At 37.8% G+C, this 17,695-nt stretch carries 11 protein-coding genes and 1 tRNA gene; 1 reads left to right on the top strand and 11 read right to left on the bottom strand.

Going from position 1 to position 17,695, the window contains the following annotated elements; translation table 11 throughout:
• Positions 1-2: 2 nt before the first annotated feature.
• The 10 genes from J0L69_01175 to J0L69_01130 all read right to left on the bottom strand — a co-directional run bounded on the left by J0L69_01175 (position 3) and on the right by J0L69_01130 (position 14,850).
• Positions 3-2,009 (bottom strand): SAM-dependent DNA methyltransferase, encoded by a 2,007-nt coding sequence (locus J0L69_01175; protein MBN8691770.1) that lies wholly within the window; start codon positions 2,007-2,009, stop codon positions 3-5.
• 6 nt (positions 2,010-2,015) lie between these two features.
• Complete coding sequence (locus J0L69_01170) at positions 2,016-2,222, bottom strand: helix-turn-helix transcriptional regulator (GenBank protein ID MBN8691769.1); 207 nt, start codon at positions 2,220-2,222, stop codon at positions 2,016-2,018.
• A 111-nt stretch (positions 2,223-2,333) separates the two neighbouring features.
• Positions 2,334-3,002, bottom strand: coding sequence for a hypothetical protein (locus J0L69_01165; protein ID MBN8691768.1), 669 nt, complete (start codon positions 3,000-3,002; stop codon positions 2,334-2,336).
• Between the two features lies 1 nt (position 3,003).
• Complete coding sequence (locus J0L69_01160) at positions 3,004-5,421, bottom strand: hypothetical protein (GenBank protein MBN8691767.1); 2,418 nt, start codon at positions 5,419-5,421, stop codon at positions 3,004-3,006.
• 183 nt (positions 5,422-5,604) lie between these two features.
• Positions 5,605-7,392: a caspase family protein gene (locus J0L69_01155; GenBank protein ID MBN8691766.1), complete on the bottom strand. Its 1,788-nt coding sequence runs from the start codon at positions 7,390-7,392 to the stop codon at positions 5,605-5,607.
• Positions 7,393-8,226: 834 nt separating this feature from the next.
• A complete protein-coding gene (locus J0L69_01150) occupies positions 8,227-9,438 on the bottom strand; it encodes a T9SS type A sorting domain-containing protein (protein ID MBN8691765.1) in 1,212 nt (403 codons plus the stop codon).
• A gap of 104 nt (positions 9,439-9,542) precedes the next feature.
• A complete protein-coding gene (locus J0L69_01145) occupies positions 9,543-9,896 on the bottom strand; it encodes a hypothetical protein (GenBank protein MBN8691764.1) in 354 nt (117 codons plus the stop codon).
• Position 9,897: 1 nt separating this feature from the next.
• Positions 9,898-12,117, bottom strand: coding sequence for a copper-translocating P-type ATPase (locus J0L69_01140; protein ID MBN8691763.1), 2,220 nt, complete (start codon positions 12,115-12,117; stop codon positions 9,898-9,900).
• Positions 12,118-12,407: 290 nt separating this feature from the next.
• Positions 12,408-12,478: transfer RNA gene (locus J0L69_01135), tRNA-Cys, on the bottom strand.
• Between the two features lie 272 nt (positions 12,479-12,750).
• On the bottom strand, positions 12,751-14,850 hold the full coding sequence (locus tag J0L69_01130; protein ID MBN8691762.1) for a tetratricopeptide repeat protein: 2,100 nt from the start codon (positions 14,848-14,850) through the stop codon (positions 12,751-12,753).
• 58 nt (positions 14,851-14,908) lie between these two features.
• Between J0L69_01130 and J0L69_01125 the strand changes: the two genes are divergently transcribed.
• Positions 14,909-15,172: a hypothetical protein gene (locus tag J0L69_01125; GenBank protein MBN8691761.1), complete on the top strand. Its 264-nt coding sequence runs from the start codon at positions 14,909-14,911 to the stop codon at positions 15,170-15,172.
• Here the strand turns inward: J0L69_01125 and hrpB are convergent, their stop codons facing one another.
• Positions 15,173-17,656 (bottom strand): ATP-dependent helicase HrpB, encoded by a 2,484-nt coding sequence (gene hrpB, locus J0L69_01120; GenBank protein ID MBN8691760.1) that lies wholly within the window; start codon positions 17,654-17,656, stop codon positions 15,173-15,175.
• Positions 17,657-17,695: the final 39 nt, after the last annotated feature.

Below are 17,695 nucleotides of genomic sequence, written 5' to 3'. Positions count from 1 at the left end.
AACTATTTTTTAATTGTTGAATTTAAAAGCCTAAGAATTTCATTTTGTACAGTTTTTAGTTCCTCATCAATTACTTTTAATTCTTTTGGTTTTGGATAATTAAAGAAGTGATTATTAAAATTAATTTCAAAACCTACTTTGTCTTTACTTCTGTCCATCCAAGCATCGGACACATAAGGCAGCACTTCTGTTTTAAAGTAGGAATCAATATCCTGTTCTAAAGGAACATTTTCAAAATCTCTTAAAGCAGCATCTGCTTCAAATTCATTTTTCCCTATTCTTACTTCTATTGCTTTGGGGTCGGTATGCGTAAATACTTCACGGAATTGCTTCCATTCATTCGCTTTCCACTTGCTTTCATTGCTCTTGAGTATTTTGTCTATTTTTTTAGAAGCTTCGTTCCAGTCCAAAAGAGGTTTTCGTCCTAGTTCCTTATCAATCTGCTGAATATCATCTAGCAAATGTGGGAAAGCATCCAAGTAACGAGATTTGTCTTCCAATGTCATTTCGTAACGCAATCGAAGAGGACGTTCAACTGTAACCCGAGTATATCCAAAATCTGTATTGTTGAAAATTTTAGAATGCTTATTGTCTTGAAATTTACCATACAACCTAACAATGTCTCCAACTTGGTCAGGTTCACCTTCTTCTTTTTCGCCAATTTTCCTGCGCTTGTTTCCCAAGCTTCGTTTCATTTGGATATAATATTCACGTGCATCAATAAGTTGAATTTTTCCTGTTCGCCTTTTTTCTTTACGATTTGTCACAATCCAGATATAAGTACCGATACCTGTGTTATAAAACATTTGCTCTGGCAAAGCAATGATAGCTTCCAGCCAATCACTTTCTATGATCCATCGCCTGATATTACTTTCTCCGGAACCTGCACCACCACTAAACATCGGCGATCCACTGAACACCACAGCAAGACGTGACCCGAATTTCTTATTTTTTTCATCCACTGGCTCAAACTTACTGATCATGTGTTGCAAAAAAAGTAGGGCACCATCATTCACTCTCGGGAGCCCAGCTCCGAAACGTCCAGAGTATCCAAGCTTTTCGTGTTGTCTGGTGATTTCAGCTTGTTGTCTTTTCCAGTCCACTCCAAAGGGAGGATTAGCAATGAGGTAATCGAAATGATAACCTTCAAACTTATCATCAATTAAACTGTCTCCATATTGGATATTTTCGCCTGCACCATTGTGCGCTACTTCTTTGATGAGCATATCGGAAGCTGCAGTAGCAAAGGCGCGTTTGTTATAGTCCTGTCCGTATGCATATAAAATCGCATCTGGATGATGATCCTTTAAATATGCCTGCGCTTCGGCTAACATTCCGCCAGTTCCACAAGTAGGATCAAGCATTTTGCGAATTGTGCCGGGCTTTGAAAGCAAGTCATCATCATTTATGAAAAGCATGTTCACCATCACTTTAATTACTTCACGTGGTGTAAAGTGATCCCCAGCCGTTTCATTTGCAATTTCATTAAATTTTCGAATCAAATGTTCAAAAATTTGCCCCATCTCAATATTATCAACTCCTGTTCCATCTTTTCTTTTTGGGTGTAAATCAACATTGCTGAATTGAGAAACAACGAGGTATAGGATATTAGCTTCATTCATTTTCTCAATCTCCCTTTCAAAATCAAAATAGTCGAAGATGCGCTGAACGTTACTAGAAAACCCACGGATATAACTCACAAGATCACGTGCAATAGTTTCCGGGGCACCCTTCATTTTTTCAAATGACAGCTTTGAATGATTATGAAATTTCTGGCCTGAAACTTTATTGAGCATTGTATCCAATGCTTCGCCCTTCAATTTTCCCGCTTTGAGCTTTTCATATTTGGCTAATACTGCTGGCTTAGTAGTTTCTAATACGCAGTCAAATCGTCTGAGGACTGTTAATGGTAACATTACACGTTCGTACTGCGGAGGTCTATATGGTCCACGAAGTAATTCGGCAATTTGCCAGATGAGATTTGTATGATCTTGATGTTGTTTGGACATATAATATTATTGTTCTTTTTTCTTTAATTTAACTACTAAAAGTTCTCTTGGGTCTGATTTCAAAATTTTTCCAATCTCAAATAATACCTCGATACTCGGTTGTCTTCTGTTTTGCACATATGAATTCACCATATTATAACTCTTACCTAATTTTTCGGATAGCCAGGTTTGGGTTAAACCTTTTTCTTCCAAAATTTCTTTGATTCGGTTCATTTTGTTTAATAAAATCCTAAGGTAAAAAAAAATATATATTTATCTCATTTTGTGAGATAAATTTTAGGAAGATTTATTTTAATTGAAATTAGTAAGCTCGATTTCCCGTACCTACTTTAATAGCATTGAATTGTAGGCAATTCCAATTTCATTGACTTCAACCTCCTTTAGCTTTTGCTGAATAACAGTTCCCCCAAATCGTTTACGTGCATTTAAATAATACTTGCCTTTTGCCAGGTTAAAGGCCTTTACTATACCGCTATTATCGCTTGTTATTTTCTTAAACGCATTTGTCCCTAAAGTATCATCTAATTGTGCAACTAGTAGACTGTTATAAATATTCACAGAAATTCCGGGTAAAAATCCATTGGTTATACTATCCTTCAATGTAACCTTAAATCCGTTTTGCTTGTTAGCGTCAAATTTTAATATCAATGAAATATTGGTGCTATCTACAGAATGAAATGTGTTTTTAAATAATAAGTCATTTGATTTGTATTCGCTGTATACATAATAGTTGCGTTCATGCGCCGGATCTAAACTAAATATAAAGTAACCTTCAGCATCACTTTTTATAGATTGAATAAAATTGGGATTATTCTCAGGATCGTAAAACGACAAATAAACCGTGTTGTTAGCTAATGGAAGGTCTTTTATGTTTTGATTAACTGTATCCGTTAAAAATAAACGACCCCTTAAATAAATTTTATCATTAATTGTTTTTTTCTCGCAAGAAGCAAGTAAAATAATAGCTGCGTAAAATAAGATGAGTTTTTTCATATTAATTCAATTTTTTAATTACACCTAATCCTTTTAATAAACTAGTTGGATCAATATTTATTCCAATAAATGGCGCGCCATTGAAGTTTGGTTTTTGCGCTACAATTTTATTATTAGTAATGGTATAAAAATCGTTACGATACCAGTGAATACCCGCTGTTGCCTTTAAGCCCGGCCATAAGTCAAGGCCTAAACCTGTGTAAATGTTTTCAAGTGGCTTAGGTACTCCAACACCAATAAATATTGAAGTACGGCCAAGTAAATTAGTTATGCCGTGGCAAAACACAAAACCGTTATTCTGAAGAAGAAGTCCTTTCCCTAATTGAATGTGCATACCCGCAACAAATCTTACTGGCTGATAGGTATTTTTAATATCAATGGTTCCGTTATTTTCTGTAATTGTGGTTTGAATAAATTCACGGTCTTTTTTAATTAATCTCCAATCTGTATACGCTAAACCTGCACCAAGCTGAATTCTATAGGCTTTTCCTGTTCTGAATTTAAACTTCGCGATTTCTTTGGTTTCTTTTTCTCCAACATTTTTAATGCTAACATTCACCAATGCCGGCTTATCTAATGTTTTAACTTCTATTTTTTTAGTTTGATGGAGCGGCTCCGGTTTCGCATCGCTTTCATCAAATAATTTATGTGGTAATGAAGATTTTGAAAAGACGTCGCAAAGCATTCCTAAGTTAACAGACAAATTTCTAGTCGCTTTATAGACACTATCAAAGTAATTTTCAAAATTAGCAGCATATAGTTTCTTGAATTTCTTAGAGTAGGTTTCAGATAAATAATTAAAAGCTTTATTTTTTTCTTTTATATTGCTTTTCGTGATAAGATTAAAATACGTGGCAGTATCATGCTGGTGAAAGGTTTTGTTATAAACAAATTCAAGGTATAAATTAGATTCAATGAACTCATTCTCGAGTTTTTCTAAAACTTCAATCATATAATGCTTTTCCTCATCAATTATTGCATCTGACCTTAAATTCGAGTTTTTATTATTGGATAGAAGCCCACTAATCTCAAAAGTAGGCAGTAGATTTTCATTTTTATTAATAATTGTATTATTGTTTGGTAGTGGTAACGGAAAATTGAGGAGCCCACTGTTTTCAGCAAGGCTTAAGACAACAGCCCCTAAAGTAGCAGCATCCTCCGTAATAATTCCTAGATTTTCTTGAAATTTAGATTGATCAAGAATAGTTTTTAAAGAGGTATCAATCTTTATTTTCGAAGCTTTATGCACGTTCTGTATATAAATTGATTTATCGTTTTCTGTTATTTCTGGTCGCGTAAAATAATTGCCTAATACTTCATTCTCCTTATTAGCGAATAAATTTCTATTAGGTTTTTCTAAGCTTGCAAGATTTATTTTATTAAGTATAATGGTTTTAGGTAGTATTATACTTAACGGAGCGCTGTAAAATTTAGTTTCAGGGTCAACAGCTGGTTTATAAATATTTGAACCTTGATTTAATTGACTTAATATTTCTTTAAACTTAATAATATTTCCAGTCGTATCTTTAGCAATATACCAATCAACCATATGTTTGATGTATTCATTGAAAAGTCGTGCTTTTTCCTTTGCTTCATCGTTATTTGTTATAATTTTCTCTTCCGAACTAGCATCTAACGGGTTTAAACGTAATTTCCCTTCGTTTATCCATGCTAATTCTAAAAACCATGGATTGCATAAGCTATTTTTAATCGTGTTTAATTTGATGTTTATTATGCGTTCTTCGAGCTCGGTTGTATATTCGATAAGCCTAGCATTATTGTAGTTTTTTGGGGATTTAAGTTCATTTATAACAGAATCAATTTTCCCTTTGTAAAACTGTAAATAGACCACGTTATCAATATAGTTGACAAGATTGAATTTATTTATCGATGCTTCATTTTTCTTGAAAATTTCATTTATATATTTATTATACCAAAGTTTAAAATCATTAGTTCGGACTATATGTATATTATCTTTTTCAATAATTGTAGTGTAGGTGATTGATGAGGTGCTAGTTAATGAATTTGCGTTAATACTTGACAACCCTTTTAAATATTTCAAATTTATAGCCGTGTTTTTATTATAATCATAGTTAGAAACTATTTCTAAATCCGATTTGATTGAATCAATCAGAGTGGGCCTTATTCCTAAGAAATTATAGAAATCCAACAACTCAGAATCATTTTTATTAATCAATTCTAGTGTTTTTTTACTTTTATTTTTGATAAAATTAAATTCTTCTTTTCTTAATTCGATAGAGTATTTATCCGTTAATTCACGGTTTAGAATAATTGCGTCCTTATTAGGTAATTCCAATAATTTTCCATCTGATGATATTTCAATTAATGACTTGCATTTCTGTGATGAGCCTATTTGTGCAATACAAACAAGAATAATAAGTAAATATTTTTTTTTCATATTAAGTCAAATTTTCATTGATAAACAATACTCTTACTTTTTTCTCATGCAATATAGAAAAACTCCGCATACCATAAATGAGTATTTTGCGGTTTAAGCCAAGTATTTTTACGTGCGTTTTGTAGTTATTATTCTACAAGAAATTGTTTTGATGCTTCTTCTCTGTCAGACGAATCGCCTCTGTCAAATATTCAATAAAGGCACCGGCGCATCTAATTTAAATTTCGGGCCTACCAATTGCGGGGTTTGCTCGTAACCAATTTCGCGTAACAATACTTTTACTTTTTCTATTAATTCGTAATACGAAATTTTACTGGCTTTGTTTTTACGGTTGAGCTCCCGTAAAATGGTGGTTACGCTATAGGTGAAGGCACCATAAGATGTTACGCCGTGTTTGTATTCGTAACTGTATTCGTTTTCACGGCAGGCTTCTATAATCAATGGCATATATGGGCCATAAGTACCATAAGTCTTTTTGGCTTTCTCAAATTTCTGGTAATCTTCCCACAAGGCTACGCCCCGCCCGAAGCGCTGTAAGTTTTGTTTGCTGCCCACGTATAATTCTTTGTCTTCGGCTTTAAATCGTCTGTCAAATAAATTACGTTTGGCTAATTCCATATCACGCGGTATCCACATCTGTCGCTTAGGATCCCACTTAATGGTGCGGTGTCTGATATCATCCGGGGCGTTGAGCCCTCTGGCTTTAAATAAACCATCGCGTGCCATGCCGCCCGAGTGACAACAATCGAGCATGGTGATGAAATTGACACCGTAATCTAATTTACTGTAGGCTGCTAAAAATTCTTTATCGGTGTAGGCATTCTCATTGGTCCAATCAAAATCATACGTCACCAAACATTCGTTGAGGTGATCGTCTTCTCCGTCCATTCCCCCCGAAGGAATTTGAGCACCGTGTCCGCTGTAATAGAAGAAGCGGAAATCACCGCTGCGCGCGTCTTTCAACAACCAATCCATCATGGTGCGTATGTTTTTGGAAGTGGCCCGCTCATTCAATACCACTTTAATATTTTCGGGCGCAATGCCGGCTTCCTGCAATACTTCACTCATGCGGAACACGTCATTTAAACAACCATTGAGTTGATTGGCTTCATCGGGATAATCGTTGATGCCCACCAGTAACACTCTGGCGTTGGTATTGCTGATGCTGATATTTTTGGGTGATGTCTTTTTTGCTTTCACTTTTTTCGCGGCTGTTTTTTTAGTGAGCGCGCGCGAGGTTTTTAAATCAAGAATCGCCTGCCAGCCTTGTACAATGGCCACATCATGACTAATGTATTGTAAGGCTTCATGATTATCGCTAAGCAATCCGTTGGAGAAAGACGTTTCTAATTCCGTAAAATTATCCGCGTCGATGGCAATGGGTTCGTAAGCGAAGACTTTATCGTTTTGATTATAGAAATTATACCAATGTTTTACATTGAGCGGTTGAATGTATCCGCCAAAAAATTTGAGCAGGGCAGGGTGACCAATCTGAGAACCGGAAGTCACGAGTGTTAAATCGCGGCTTTTGCCTTTCACTGCTTCCTGCCGCAGGAAGTCGTACGTTAGTAAGGTGCCTAAACTGTGGGTGTAAATAATATCGGGTTCAAAGTTTTTTAATTTGTCGCGCAGTAAATAATGCATTTCGTTACGGAGTTCATCGTCTTCCACAAATTGCACCACCATACCGGCATACCAACGGATTTTTTCACGGAAACCTAAATCACGCGCTTCTTTAAAAATGGAAACGGTAAGCCAATCGCGAATGAGTTTGGCGATGGTGCCTACATATTTGATGCCGTTCTTATCGCTGTATTTCGCAAAGATGTGATCGAACTTGAGGAAATCAAATTCGAGTTGATGTGCTTCCATGTTGCAAGAGCGTGCAATCTCTTCACGCCATTTCGGCGACCATTCATCCATGATGGCGTCTTTACCGCCAATGCCGTGAATACATAATATCTTTTTCATGCTTGTAAAATTTAGATAAGCCAATATAGAAAATGGATGTTAACAATGGAAGGGGAGTTATGAAATTCAACTTCTTTAAACCCCCTCCCGACCCCCTCTGTCGCAAGCGACATCTCCCCCTTAGCAGGGGGAGAGGTTGTTGTGCGCTGTGGCAACATTTTGCATAACGATAATTATTACGTTTCAAATGAAGCTCATGTTTTGTAGGGCAGATTAATCTACCACGACAGAATTCTCCCCTGCGAAGGGGAGATGTCTGAAAGACAGAGGGGTTTTGTTTTTAGAAGTTGTATGCAGTTTAAAACTCCTTGTTGTATTATAGAATCTACCCCGCTTGTTGTGTAAGTGATAAACCCCCTCCCGCTTCGCGGACTCCCCCTTAGCAGGGGGAGAGGCTGCCCGTTTTTGATTGGGCTAAAGTTGTAATGAAAGAATAATCGTTGCTAAAAAATTTTAAATTTACTACGACAGCATTCTCCCCTGCGAAGGGAAGATGTCTGAAAGACAGAGGGGTTTTGTTTTTAGAAGTTGTATGCAGTTTAAAACTCCTTGTTGTATTATAGTATCTACCCCGCTTGTTGTGTAAGTGATAAACCCCCTCCCGCTTCGCGGACTCCCCCTTAGCAGGGTGAGAGGTTGTTGTGCGCTGTGGCAGCAATATGCATAACGATAATTATTACGTTTCAAATTAAACCTTGCTTTATTTCCGGCGTCAAAGAAAGTAATGATGAATAGAATAATAGTATCGGTGTTAGTGGTGATGGGCAGTGTGTTGATCACGCTTTTAACCTTGCCTTACCTGATTTATTTTTTTAGTAAGGGAGAAGAGTAAACTTATTCTTTAATAAACTTGGCGTGTTCTAATTCTACGCCATTGCTAAGCATTAATTGATAAATTCCCAAAGGCAGTTCACTTACATCAATGGAATTATCGTTAATGCCGTTTTCAGCGTTAAGATCCTTGCTAAGCATTAATTTGCCTTCCACATTGTAAATATTTAAAGTATAGTTTCCTTTTTCAATCGCGTTAAATGAAACTAAAATACTTTTTTGTGTTGGTACCGGACTCACCGAAACGTTGGATAAATTACGCTGATAACCTACGGCTTTTAATTCGGAGTAGCTATACTTTCCGTCTTTATCGGTTTGTTTAATGCGGTAGTAGGATAAACCTTGCAGCGGTTGTTTGTCGGTGTATGAATAATATTTAGTGGTATAACTGTTACCAGACCCGGGCACTTGTTGAATGGCTTCAAATTGTTCCAGGTTGCGTGAACGTTCAATGGTGAAATAATCGTTATTGGTTTCTGTGGCGGTTGACCAATTAATGTCAACGCCATTTCCTTTTGGAACGGCATTGAACTCCTTTAATTCAATTGGTAACACACAAGGAGGATTTACAGTATAAAACACCCTTCCATTAAACTGACGCGGTGTAAAATTAGTAGAGAAGGGATATTCTTTTCCGGTTCCTTCACGCAAAATTATGTTAGCATCAGAGGCAAGTGTATTTCCTACAGCTGTTCCGTTGGTATAAGCTACAGTTGGTCCGCTTAAAGTAGTTCGTGTAATGTAAAAGGCACGAATAGCACCGGTGGCGATAATTTGGTTCACGTTAATTGGAATAGACGTTGGCACATTTACTCCGGCCGATGCAACATTCAAGGCGGTGCCGATTAAGGTCCAGGCGGCAGCGTTATTGGTGAAACCAACATGAGTACCGGTTTTCGTATAAATTTCAACATTGGATGTTCCTGCGCTGAAATTCATTTCAAAACAATTAATCGTTACACAATTGTTCGCATAAATATCAAACATGTGTCCGCGTTGCGCATTATTCGTAGCGTAAAAAGTAACAAGGTTTGAACCCGAAGCACAGGCCATCGGACTCATTAATTTATTGTTGTCAACATCGGCGATAAAGGAATAGGTGGAGGCGTCAACTTTGGTGCCATCATCCAGGGTTATTGTTTTTAATTCCTGAGCATTCGCTAAAGAAGAAAAAATTAAGAGTGGCAACACGCAATATTTTATAGTTGTTTTCATTTGTGAGAGTGAAATTAAGAAAAATGTAAATTGTATCGACGATGCTTACTCAAAAATAGAAAAGATTCACTCGTTAAAACGGTAATCTTAAACTTAAATAGCGTTTAACTAAGTTCAATTGTGTAAACATCGCTGTTATTGCGGACAATGTTTTTGTATTCGAAGCCACCGTCTTGGGGAATGATTTCTACTAAATCAAACAAGGAGCATTCTTTGCTCAAACCCTCAAATATGAGTGTAAATCCTTTGCCGTCGTTGTAAGTCCATTGTGGCGCGAAGGAAATATTAAAGGCCGTAATTAATTTGGCACGCTTGCCTGTGCCGTGTTCAATTAAAAAAGTGCTGGGCCAAACGCGGTAGGCATAGGTATCACCGCAAGTACAATGCACAATGGTTTGGCGTTCAGCGCTGACGAGTGTTTCCGTTTTTTCCGCAACTTCTGTTTGGGTATTCGACATATTAAAGTTTTCTCAATTTCAATAATAAACTATTACTTACTACACTCACGGAACTGAGTGCCATCGCCGCGCCCGCAATCATAGGGTCGAGTAAAAAACCATTAACAGGGTAGAGAATTCCGGCGGCTAAAGGAATTCCTATGACGTTATAAATAAAGGCCCAGAATAAATTTTGCTTAATCACACTAACGGTCTGCGAAGAAAGGCGAATTGCTTTCGGAATTAAAGACAAGTCGGAAGAAATGATTGTTATTTTAGCCACATCAATCGCTATGTCGGAACCTTTACCCATGGCGATGCTTACATCCGCTTGCGCGAGTGCTTGCGAATCGTTAATACCGTCACCCACCATCGCTACTCTTTTTCCTTTACTCTGTAATTCTTTTATAAAAGCGGATTTATCGGATGGAAGTACTTCCGATTGATAATGAGAAATACCAACGGCATCCGCAACGGCTTTCGCGGTTTTTGCATTATCACCGGTGAGCATGTATACTTCTATGCCCAAGTCTTTGAATTGTTGTATCGCTGAAGCAGAACTTGTTTTTATTTTATCGCTAATGGCGAGAATGGCGATTAATGTTTTTTCTTCCGCGAAGAGTATAACTGTTTTAGCTTGATTTAATAATTGATCAATCGTGTTTTGTTCTTGTCCGGAGATCATAACGCCTTTATCGAGCATTAGTGTTTTATTCCCTACTAAATATGCTTTTTGATTTTTCACCGCGGCAACGCCTTTTCCGGTGATGCTTTCAAATTTTTCAAACGTAATGGGATTAGATTTACTTGCCGTCAAATGTTTTGTTACGGCATCCGCTAAAGGATGTTCGGATTGTTGTTCTATGGAAAACAATATCGCGGCATACTGAATCACATCACTATTTTCTTTCCAGATTAAATCAGTCACGGTTGGTTTTCCCTCTGTAATGGTGCCTGTTTTATCAAGAATAATAGTGTCAATGTTTTTATTTTGCTCTAAACTTTCCGCATCCTTAATTAAAATGCCATGCTCGGCGCCTTTTCCTATTCCCACCATAATGGCAGTTGGTGTAGCTAATCCTAAAGCGCATGGACAAGCAATCACAAGTACTGTAATCATGGAAAGCAAAGCGTGTGTAAATGCGTTTTCTCCACCGAAAATCATCCACACAATAAAAGTAAGAATAGCAATGGCAATAACGCTCGGTACAAACACAGCCGCAATTTTGTCGACGAGTTTTTGTACGGGCGCTTTGCTGCCTTGTGCTTCCTGCACCATTTTAATAATTTGCGACAAGACAGTTTGGTCGCCCACTTTTTGCGCGACGATTTGTAAAGAACCTTTTTGATTGATGGTGCCCGCGAATACTTTATCGCCCTGATGTTTTTCGGCGGGAATAGGTTCACCGGTAATGGAACTTTCATCGATGGCCGAACTTCCTGATTTTACAATGCCATCCACCGGAATTTTATCACCCGGTTTTACCAATAATACATCGTTGATATTCACTTGCGCAATCGGAATATTTTGCTCGGTGCCATCTGTATTTATTTTCAAAACTGTTTTGGGTTGGAGTCCCATTAATTTTTTAATCGCTGTAGAGGTATTCGCTTTGGCATTGTCTTCTAAATATTTCCCCAATAAAATAAATGCGATGACTACTCCGGCACTTTCAAAATACACTTGTGCATGTAAGCCTTTTTGATGCCAGTATTGAGGATACAGCGTATTAAACACACTGAATAAATAAGCGACACCGGTGCTCAGTGCCACCAATGTATCCATATTCGCTGATTTATTTTTAGTTTGTTTCCAGGCGTTAATAAAAAATTGTCGCCCGAAAACGATAACAATAGGCGTTGCTAAAATCCAGGTGATGTAGTTCGCGTAAGGTGCATGCATAAAAAACATGCCGACAATAATGAGAGGAATAGCTAGTGCGATAGAAGCAAAAGTTTTGAAACGCAGTTGTTGGTGTTGTTTGAGTTTGATTTCTTCAATTTGTTTTTGCGCGTCTTCGTTGGCAGTAATTTCAATATCGTAGCCAATGCTTTGCGCGGTGCTTTTCATTTGTGCAGGCGTGATGGCATCGGGATTGTATTCAACCATCACATTACCTGTAGCAAAGTTGACGGCGGCTGACAATACACCTTTCTGAGCAGCGAGCATACTTTCTACGCTCACCGCGCAAGACGCGCAGCTCATACCTGTAACTGGAAATGTGGTTTTAATGGTAGGCATTATTGTTTGCAAAGTTACGTAGGAATAATAGAAACTAAATGATTTTTATTAGCCTTAGGAAAGACTATCGTAACTCCGGTAAAAACAAAAACCCGCATATGTTGGATTTTTTTGACGGCCCCGATGGATTATTACATGATCCGCATTGGGCATGCCTGGAGTCAAAAAGCAAATTTAAACACTAGCGTGTTTCATTTTCTTTTTCCATCCGCTGCCTTACAAGCAAAGCTTGACGGCCCCGTCTGAAAAAAGAAAAGCTCCAACAAAGTTGGAGCCTTTTGCTTTTATCGAGGTCCCGAGCGGATTCGAACCGCTGTAGGAGCTTTTGCAGAGCTCAGCCTAGCCACTCGGCCACAGGACCTTTTTGATTTTTACTTGAGCTTTTCTGCTCCGCCTAGCCTCCCGATAGCTATCGGGACGGCTACAGGACCTTTTTAGGATTCAGGTTTTTAGGATATAGGAGGTAGTGAAAAAATCACTAAACCCTTCTTCCTAACTCCTCTATCCTCAAATAGGGATAGCAAAAATAGGGTTTTTTTGATAATTACCGTTTAAAATTCACAAAAAAAGCAGCTTGTTTGACCCTTGATGCTCAGTTTTTTATGGGAACGTGCTTTATTGTAAGAGTTATTACTACACGCGAACGCCAATTATACACACATCGTCCACTTGCTCAATATTGCCTTTCCATTCTTCGAATGATTGATTAATATGTAAATATTGCTGTCCCATTTCGTTGGATTGTAAGCTTAGTAATAGCTCTTTTAATCGACTGGCTTTGTATTTTTTTCCTTTCTCTCCTCCAAACTGGTCTTGATACCCATCCGTGAAAACATAAATTGTATCACCTTCCTGTAAATTGATAGTGTGAGTGGTGAATGGTTGCGATTCTGCATATTTGCCAATTGGTTGTTTGTTGGCTTTTATCTCTTCTAAATCGCCACTTTTTCTTATTATCCATATCGGATTGTTGGCACCGGCCCATTTTATAGTTTTGGTCTTTGTGTTTAATGCGCACAATGAAATATCCATCCCGTCTTTCACTTCCTCATCGCTTTTTTCAAATTCCTGTATAATAATGTCTCGTGTTTTATCCAATATTTTTCCCGGATCTGTTAATCCGTATTCTCTTACACTTCTGTTTAATCCATTATTACACACTACACTCACCATTGCGCCCGGTACACCATGGCCTGTACAATCTGCTGCCGCAAATAAAACTGTATCGCCAATATTTTCTAACCAATAAAAATCTCCGGCAACTATGTCTTTTGGTTTGTACAAAATGAAACTATTTGGTAAATATTGTTTCACGATGCGTTGAGGAGCTAAAATGGCGCTTTGTATACGTTTTGCATATGTGATTGAATCAACAATTTCTTTTTTCTGTTCTTCCAACAAATGATTTTTCTGTTGAATGACGGCATTGTTGCTTTCCAATTGCGCATTGATACGTTTGATTTTTTTGAAACCAAGAAACGCGCCAATTAAAATGAAAACAAATAAGACAATGAGTATTATTAAGTAATTCCGAACAGTACGCTGGTTGTTTAAATCTGATTCTGCTTTGTCTTTGTCTTTTTGAAGAAGCGCATTCTCTTTGTCTTTTTTATCGGTTTCGTATCGCGTGCGTAATTCTGTTAGCTGTTGTGTAACTTCAATAGTATAGGAACTGTCGCGACTGATGATGTAATCATTTAAATACAAATAGGCATTTTTATATTCTTTTCTACGAAAGGATAATTCGGCAAAAATTCTGTAGAAATTTTTTTTATCTGCAGCAATGTTAAATCTTTTTTCCAGAAGCATCATTTGTTCAAAACAAGCATCAGCTTCTTTTAGTTTATTTGTTTTTTCATAAGCTTCTGCCAAATGTGTGTAAATAGACATGCCTAAGCGATAATCGTCCGTGTTTTTATAATGCTTGAGTGCAATATTGAAAAGTTCAATACCCTTTTCGTAATTTCCTGTTCTGCAATACACAGAACCAAGATTGGCACATATGTAACCTAATTCAAATTTGTCATCTAGTTCTAGGCATAAATCCAGTGCTTTATGCCCATAATAAATGGCACTGTCATAACGATTTAATTTTAATGAGGTTTCGGATAGTCCATCATACGTATAAAGCAAAGATCCTTTTTTCTCTTTTGTAGAGTAGATTTTTTCGGCCTTTAAAAATATTTTATGAGCCTCTTCAAAAATGGCCAGTTCAATATATATAGCTCCAATATTATTTAGACTAACATAAGTGCCTTCTTTAATGCCAAGAGAATCTTCAGCACGCATAGCTCTTGTATATATCTCAAGGGCTTCTTTATAATCGCCTTTCATGTATCGAAGTGAGGCAATGTTATTGAGGGGTTTAATACTAAATTCTTTGTCCTTTCCCTTTAATCCCAGTTCTCTTGATTTTTCATAATACACAAGTGCCGAGTCAAAATCATTATTATTAAAACAATACGTTCCGTAATTATTATAAATACCGGCAAGACCTCTTTTATAACCAATTCTTGTCGCTTCTATCACAGCTTCGTTTAAGTATTTTCTGCCTAAAATTTTATTCCCTGACATGAAATACTCTAAGAAAATGCTGGCCTTTAAATCCACTGTGCTTTTTGGATTCTTCGCCGTTTTTAATTCTTCTAATAAACGATTAACGTTGGATTGAGAGAATGCAACGCAAAATACCATAATAAGAAGTATAGTATAGCTGATTTTGCGCTTAAACATACAGCGAATATAATTTATTTATTGGAAAACCACAGCCTAATGGTTAATTTAGTGAGTTATGCGCATCCACGATCTTATTAACGAAATCCACGAACTCAAAAATAATACACCACGTAAAGCGGCTTTCGATATTTACAACATCCTCGAAAATAATAAAACTCTTTTTTTGGACGTGTTGGAGCATGATGTGTTTAATCAAATTTTAAACGACTTCGAAAAAATGGCTTATGCCGCTGCTGCGGAATTCAGCTCGCCACAATACAAAGATGATTTTTCGAAATCTTATAATTTACTGAGCTTTTATCTCAACAAGGTCATTTAATTATTTATGACTACGGCCTTTTGCAACAGCTGTCGCACTCCAGGGATCTTCCGGCCAGGCATGTTTTGGATAACGACGCTTTAATTCACTCTTCACTTCAGTATAAGTACTGTTCCAGAAACTTCTTAAATCGGTGGTGACTTGCACCGGCTTATATCCCGGAGATAAAAGATGCATCACCAATGAAATTTTATTCTGATTTATTTTTGGTGTATCGCTCAAACCAAACACTTCCTGTAATCGCACGGCTAATACAGGCGCCGCGCCATTCGGAAAATAGTCTATTTTGATTTTAGAACCACTGGGCACTTCTATTCGAGCTGGCGCTAATTCTTCTAATTTCTGTTGCAGTTCCCATTCTAAGGAATGGAGTAAAATGTGTGAGAGATTGAGTTTCTTAAAATCTTCGTTTTTCTTGATGTCTTTTAAATAAGGCGCCAGCCATTTGTCGCAGCTCTGCAATAAAGTTTCGTTACTTACATCCGGCCAAGCTTCTTCAGAATTCCATTTACGCAAACTCAGAATTCTGTTTTGTAATTGTTTTACTTCCTCATTAAAATCAAGCAAAGCATCGCCTTCTTTTTTAATGGCGTTACACAAGGCTTCGTTTATTTTTTCCTCCGAAGGATTTGTGAGAGCTTTACTTTGTAAAACAATATTTCCAATACGTAATTCTTTATTGGCAACGATGCCTCCTTTACGTGTATCCCAGGTAATGATTTCTCTTTCTTTTACCAAGGCAACTAAATCTTTCGGATTGAGTGGAGCGGCTAAAAATATTTTTCCTAATCCTTCTCTTAAATCCATATGTGCAACGGCCAGCCAGCTTTCATGCGCCAAATCATCTTTGTGACCTGCCGCGGCAATCTTACCGTTAGCTAATTGGAATTGCGCGTTATTACCCGGACGGGCAGAAGCAATCCTCTCCGGATAAGCATAGGCTAAGAGTAATCCTGTTTCAAATGGATCAACAGGATCATTACTCATTTCAATTTTAAGCATGTTGCGGTACGATGAGGCTATTTTTTCGATGCGTGAAAATTTCCCACCGCTACTGTTATTGTTTCTTGCTCTTCGCAAAGCTTCAATACGTAAGTTGATGTCGATACCCGAATCTTTTGGAAGCGGATCACGTTCTTCTATAATGGCGGCAATGTCGCAGGCCAAGGCTTTATTATAATCTCCCTCTGCTAAGATTAACATGTGTGCAATGCGGGGGTGACAAGGCAACTTGTGTATGTCTTTGCCATGCGCCGTAATTTTTCCATTCTCCAGCGCGTTAATATTTTCGAGAATATCGCTCGCTTGGGCAATGGCTGCTTTTGGAGGAGGGCTGAGCCACGTTAGTTGAGCAATATCGTGAACGCCCCATTGTGCCATGTCCAAAACCAAGGAAGCTAAATCGGCTTCCATGATTTCAGGGATGCGGTGTTCTGCCAGGCGTTCATGCGTTGCTTTCGTCCACATTCTGTAACAAACGCCACTGCTTAATCGTCCGGCGCGACCTGCTCTCTGGTCGGCAGAATCTTTTGAAATGCGAACTGTTTCCAATTTGGTTAATCCTGAGCGCGTATCAAATCTTGAAATTTTTCCGAAGCCTGTATCTATTACTATCCGGATTCCCTCAATCGTTAAACTTGTTTCTGCAATGGAAGTGGCTAATACCACTTTGCGTTTTCCGTTTCTGTTGGGAAGTATCGCGGCTATTTGCTGATTTTTTGGAAGCTGTCCGTATAAAGCGTGAATAGAAAAATCCGACAGATCTTTTAGTAAGAGTTCTTCGCATTTTCGAATATCTGCTTCACCCGGAAAAAATACGAGCACATCCCCTTCGTGTTTTTGTATGGCTTGAATAATGGTTCTTGCTGCTAATTCCGGTAACAGAAATTCATCCGCATCAGTTGTGTAATGTATGTCTACAGGAAATTGCCTACCTTCGCTTTGTATGACTTTGCATTTTAATAATGAACTAAGCTCAGGAACATTTAATGTGGCCGACATCACCATGATTCGCAAATCGGGACGTAAAACCTGTTGTGCTTCGCGACAAAGCGCTAATGCTAAGTCGGCATTTAAACTACGTTCGTGAAATTCATCAAAAATAACCATCCCCACATCTTCCAAAGCATTATCACTTTGCAACATGCGCGTTAAAATACCTTCGGTGACTACTTCAATTTTGGTTTGATTGCTGACGCGTGTTTCAAAACGTATGCGGTAACCGATTTCTTTTCCCGTTTCGCTCTCTAATAAATCAGACATACGCTCGGCGATGCTTCTCGCGGCTAAACGGCGCGGTTCGAGCATAATGATTTTTTTATCGTTCAGAAATGTTTCATTCATTAAGGCCAGCGGCAATAATGTACTTTTTCCGGCGCCCGGAGGTGCGGTTACAATTAAGGTGTTTTCAGAATGAAGATGTTCTCGTACATCCGAAATAATGTCGCGAACAGGCAAATCAATATCAAAAGGATTGAAGGACATGTTAGAAGCGCAAAGGTAAGATTATCTGCTTTGTTTTTT

This window comes from Bacteroidota bacterium (assembly GCA_017303905.1).
Classification (GTDB): Bacteria; Bacteroidota; Bacteroidia; order B-17B0; family Aurantibacillaceae; genus JAHEYG01.
Note: the sequence above shows the minus strand (reverse complement) of the source record. Positions and strands in the feature narration are given on the sequence as shown.

Coding starts and splice junctions, on each gene's coding strand:
- hrpB (MBN8691760.1), bottom strand. CDS start 17,656: ATGTCCTTCAATCCTTTTGATATTGATTTGCCTGTTCGCGACATTATT.
- J0L69_01150 (MBN8691765.1), bottom strand. CDS start 9,438: ATGAAAACAACTATAAAATATTGCGTGTTGCCACTCTTAATTTTTTCT.
- J0L69_01125 (MBN8691761.1), top strand. CDS start 14,909: ATGCGCATCCACGATCTTATTAACGAAATCCACGAACTCAAAAATAAT.
- J0L69_01170 (MBN8691769.1), bottom strand. CDS start 2,222: ATGAACCGAATCAAAGAAATTTTGGAAGAAAAAGGTTTAACCCAAACC.
- J0L69_01160 (MBN8691767.1), bottom strand. CDS start 5,421: ATGAAAAAAAAATATTTACTTATTATTCTTGTTTGTATTGCACAAATA.
- J0L69_01165 (MBN8691768.1), bottom strand. CDS start 3,002: ATGAAAAAACTCATCTTATTTTACGCAGCTATTATTTTACTTGCTTCT.
- J0L69_01155 (MBN8691766.1), bottom strand. CDS start 7,392: ATGAAAAAGATATTATGTATTCACGGCATTGGCGGTAAAGACGCCATC.
- J0L69_01140 (MBN8691763.1), bottom strand. CDS start 12,117: ATGCCTACCATTAAAACCACATTTCCAGTTACAGGTATGAGCTGCGCG.
- J0L69_01145 (MBN8691764.1), bottom strand. CDS start 9,896: ATGTCGAATACCCAAACAGAAGTTGCGGAAAAAACGGAAACACTCGTC.
- J0L69_01175 (MBN8691770.1), bottom strand. CDS start 2,009: ATGTCCAAACAACATCAAGATCATACAAATCTCATCTGGCAAATTGCC.
- J0L69_01130 (MBN8691762.1), bottom strand. CDS start 14,850: ATGTTTAAGCGCAAAATCAGCTATACTATACTTCTTATTATGGTATTT.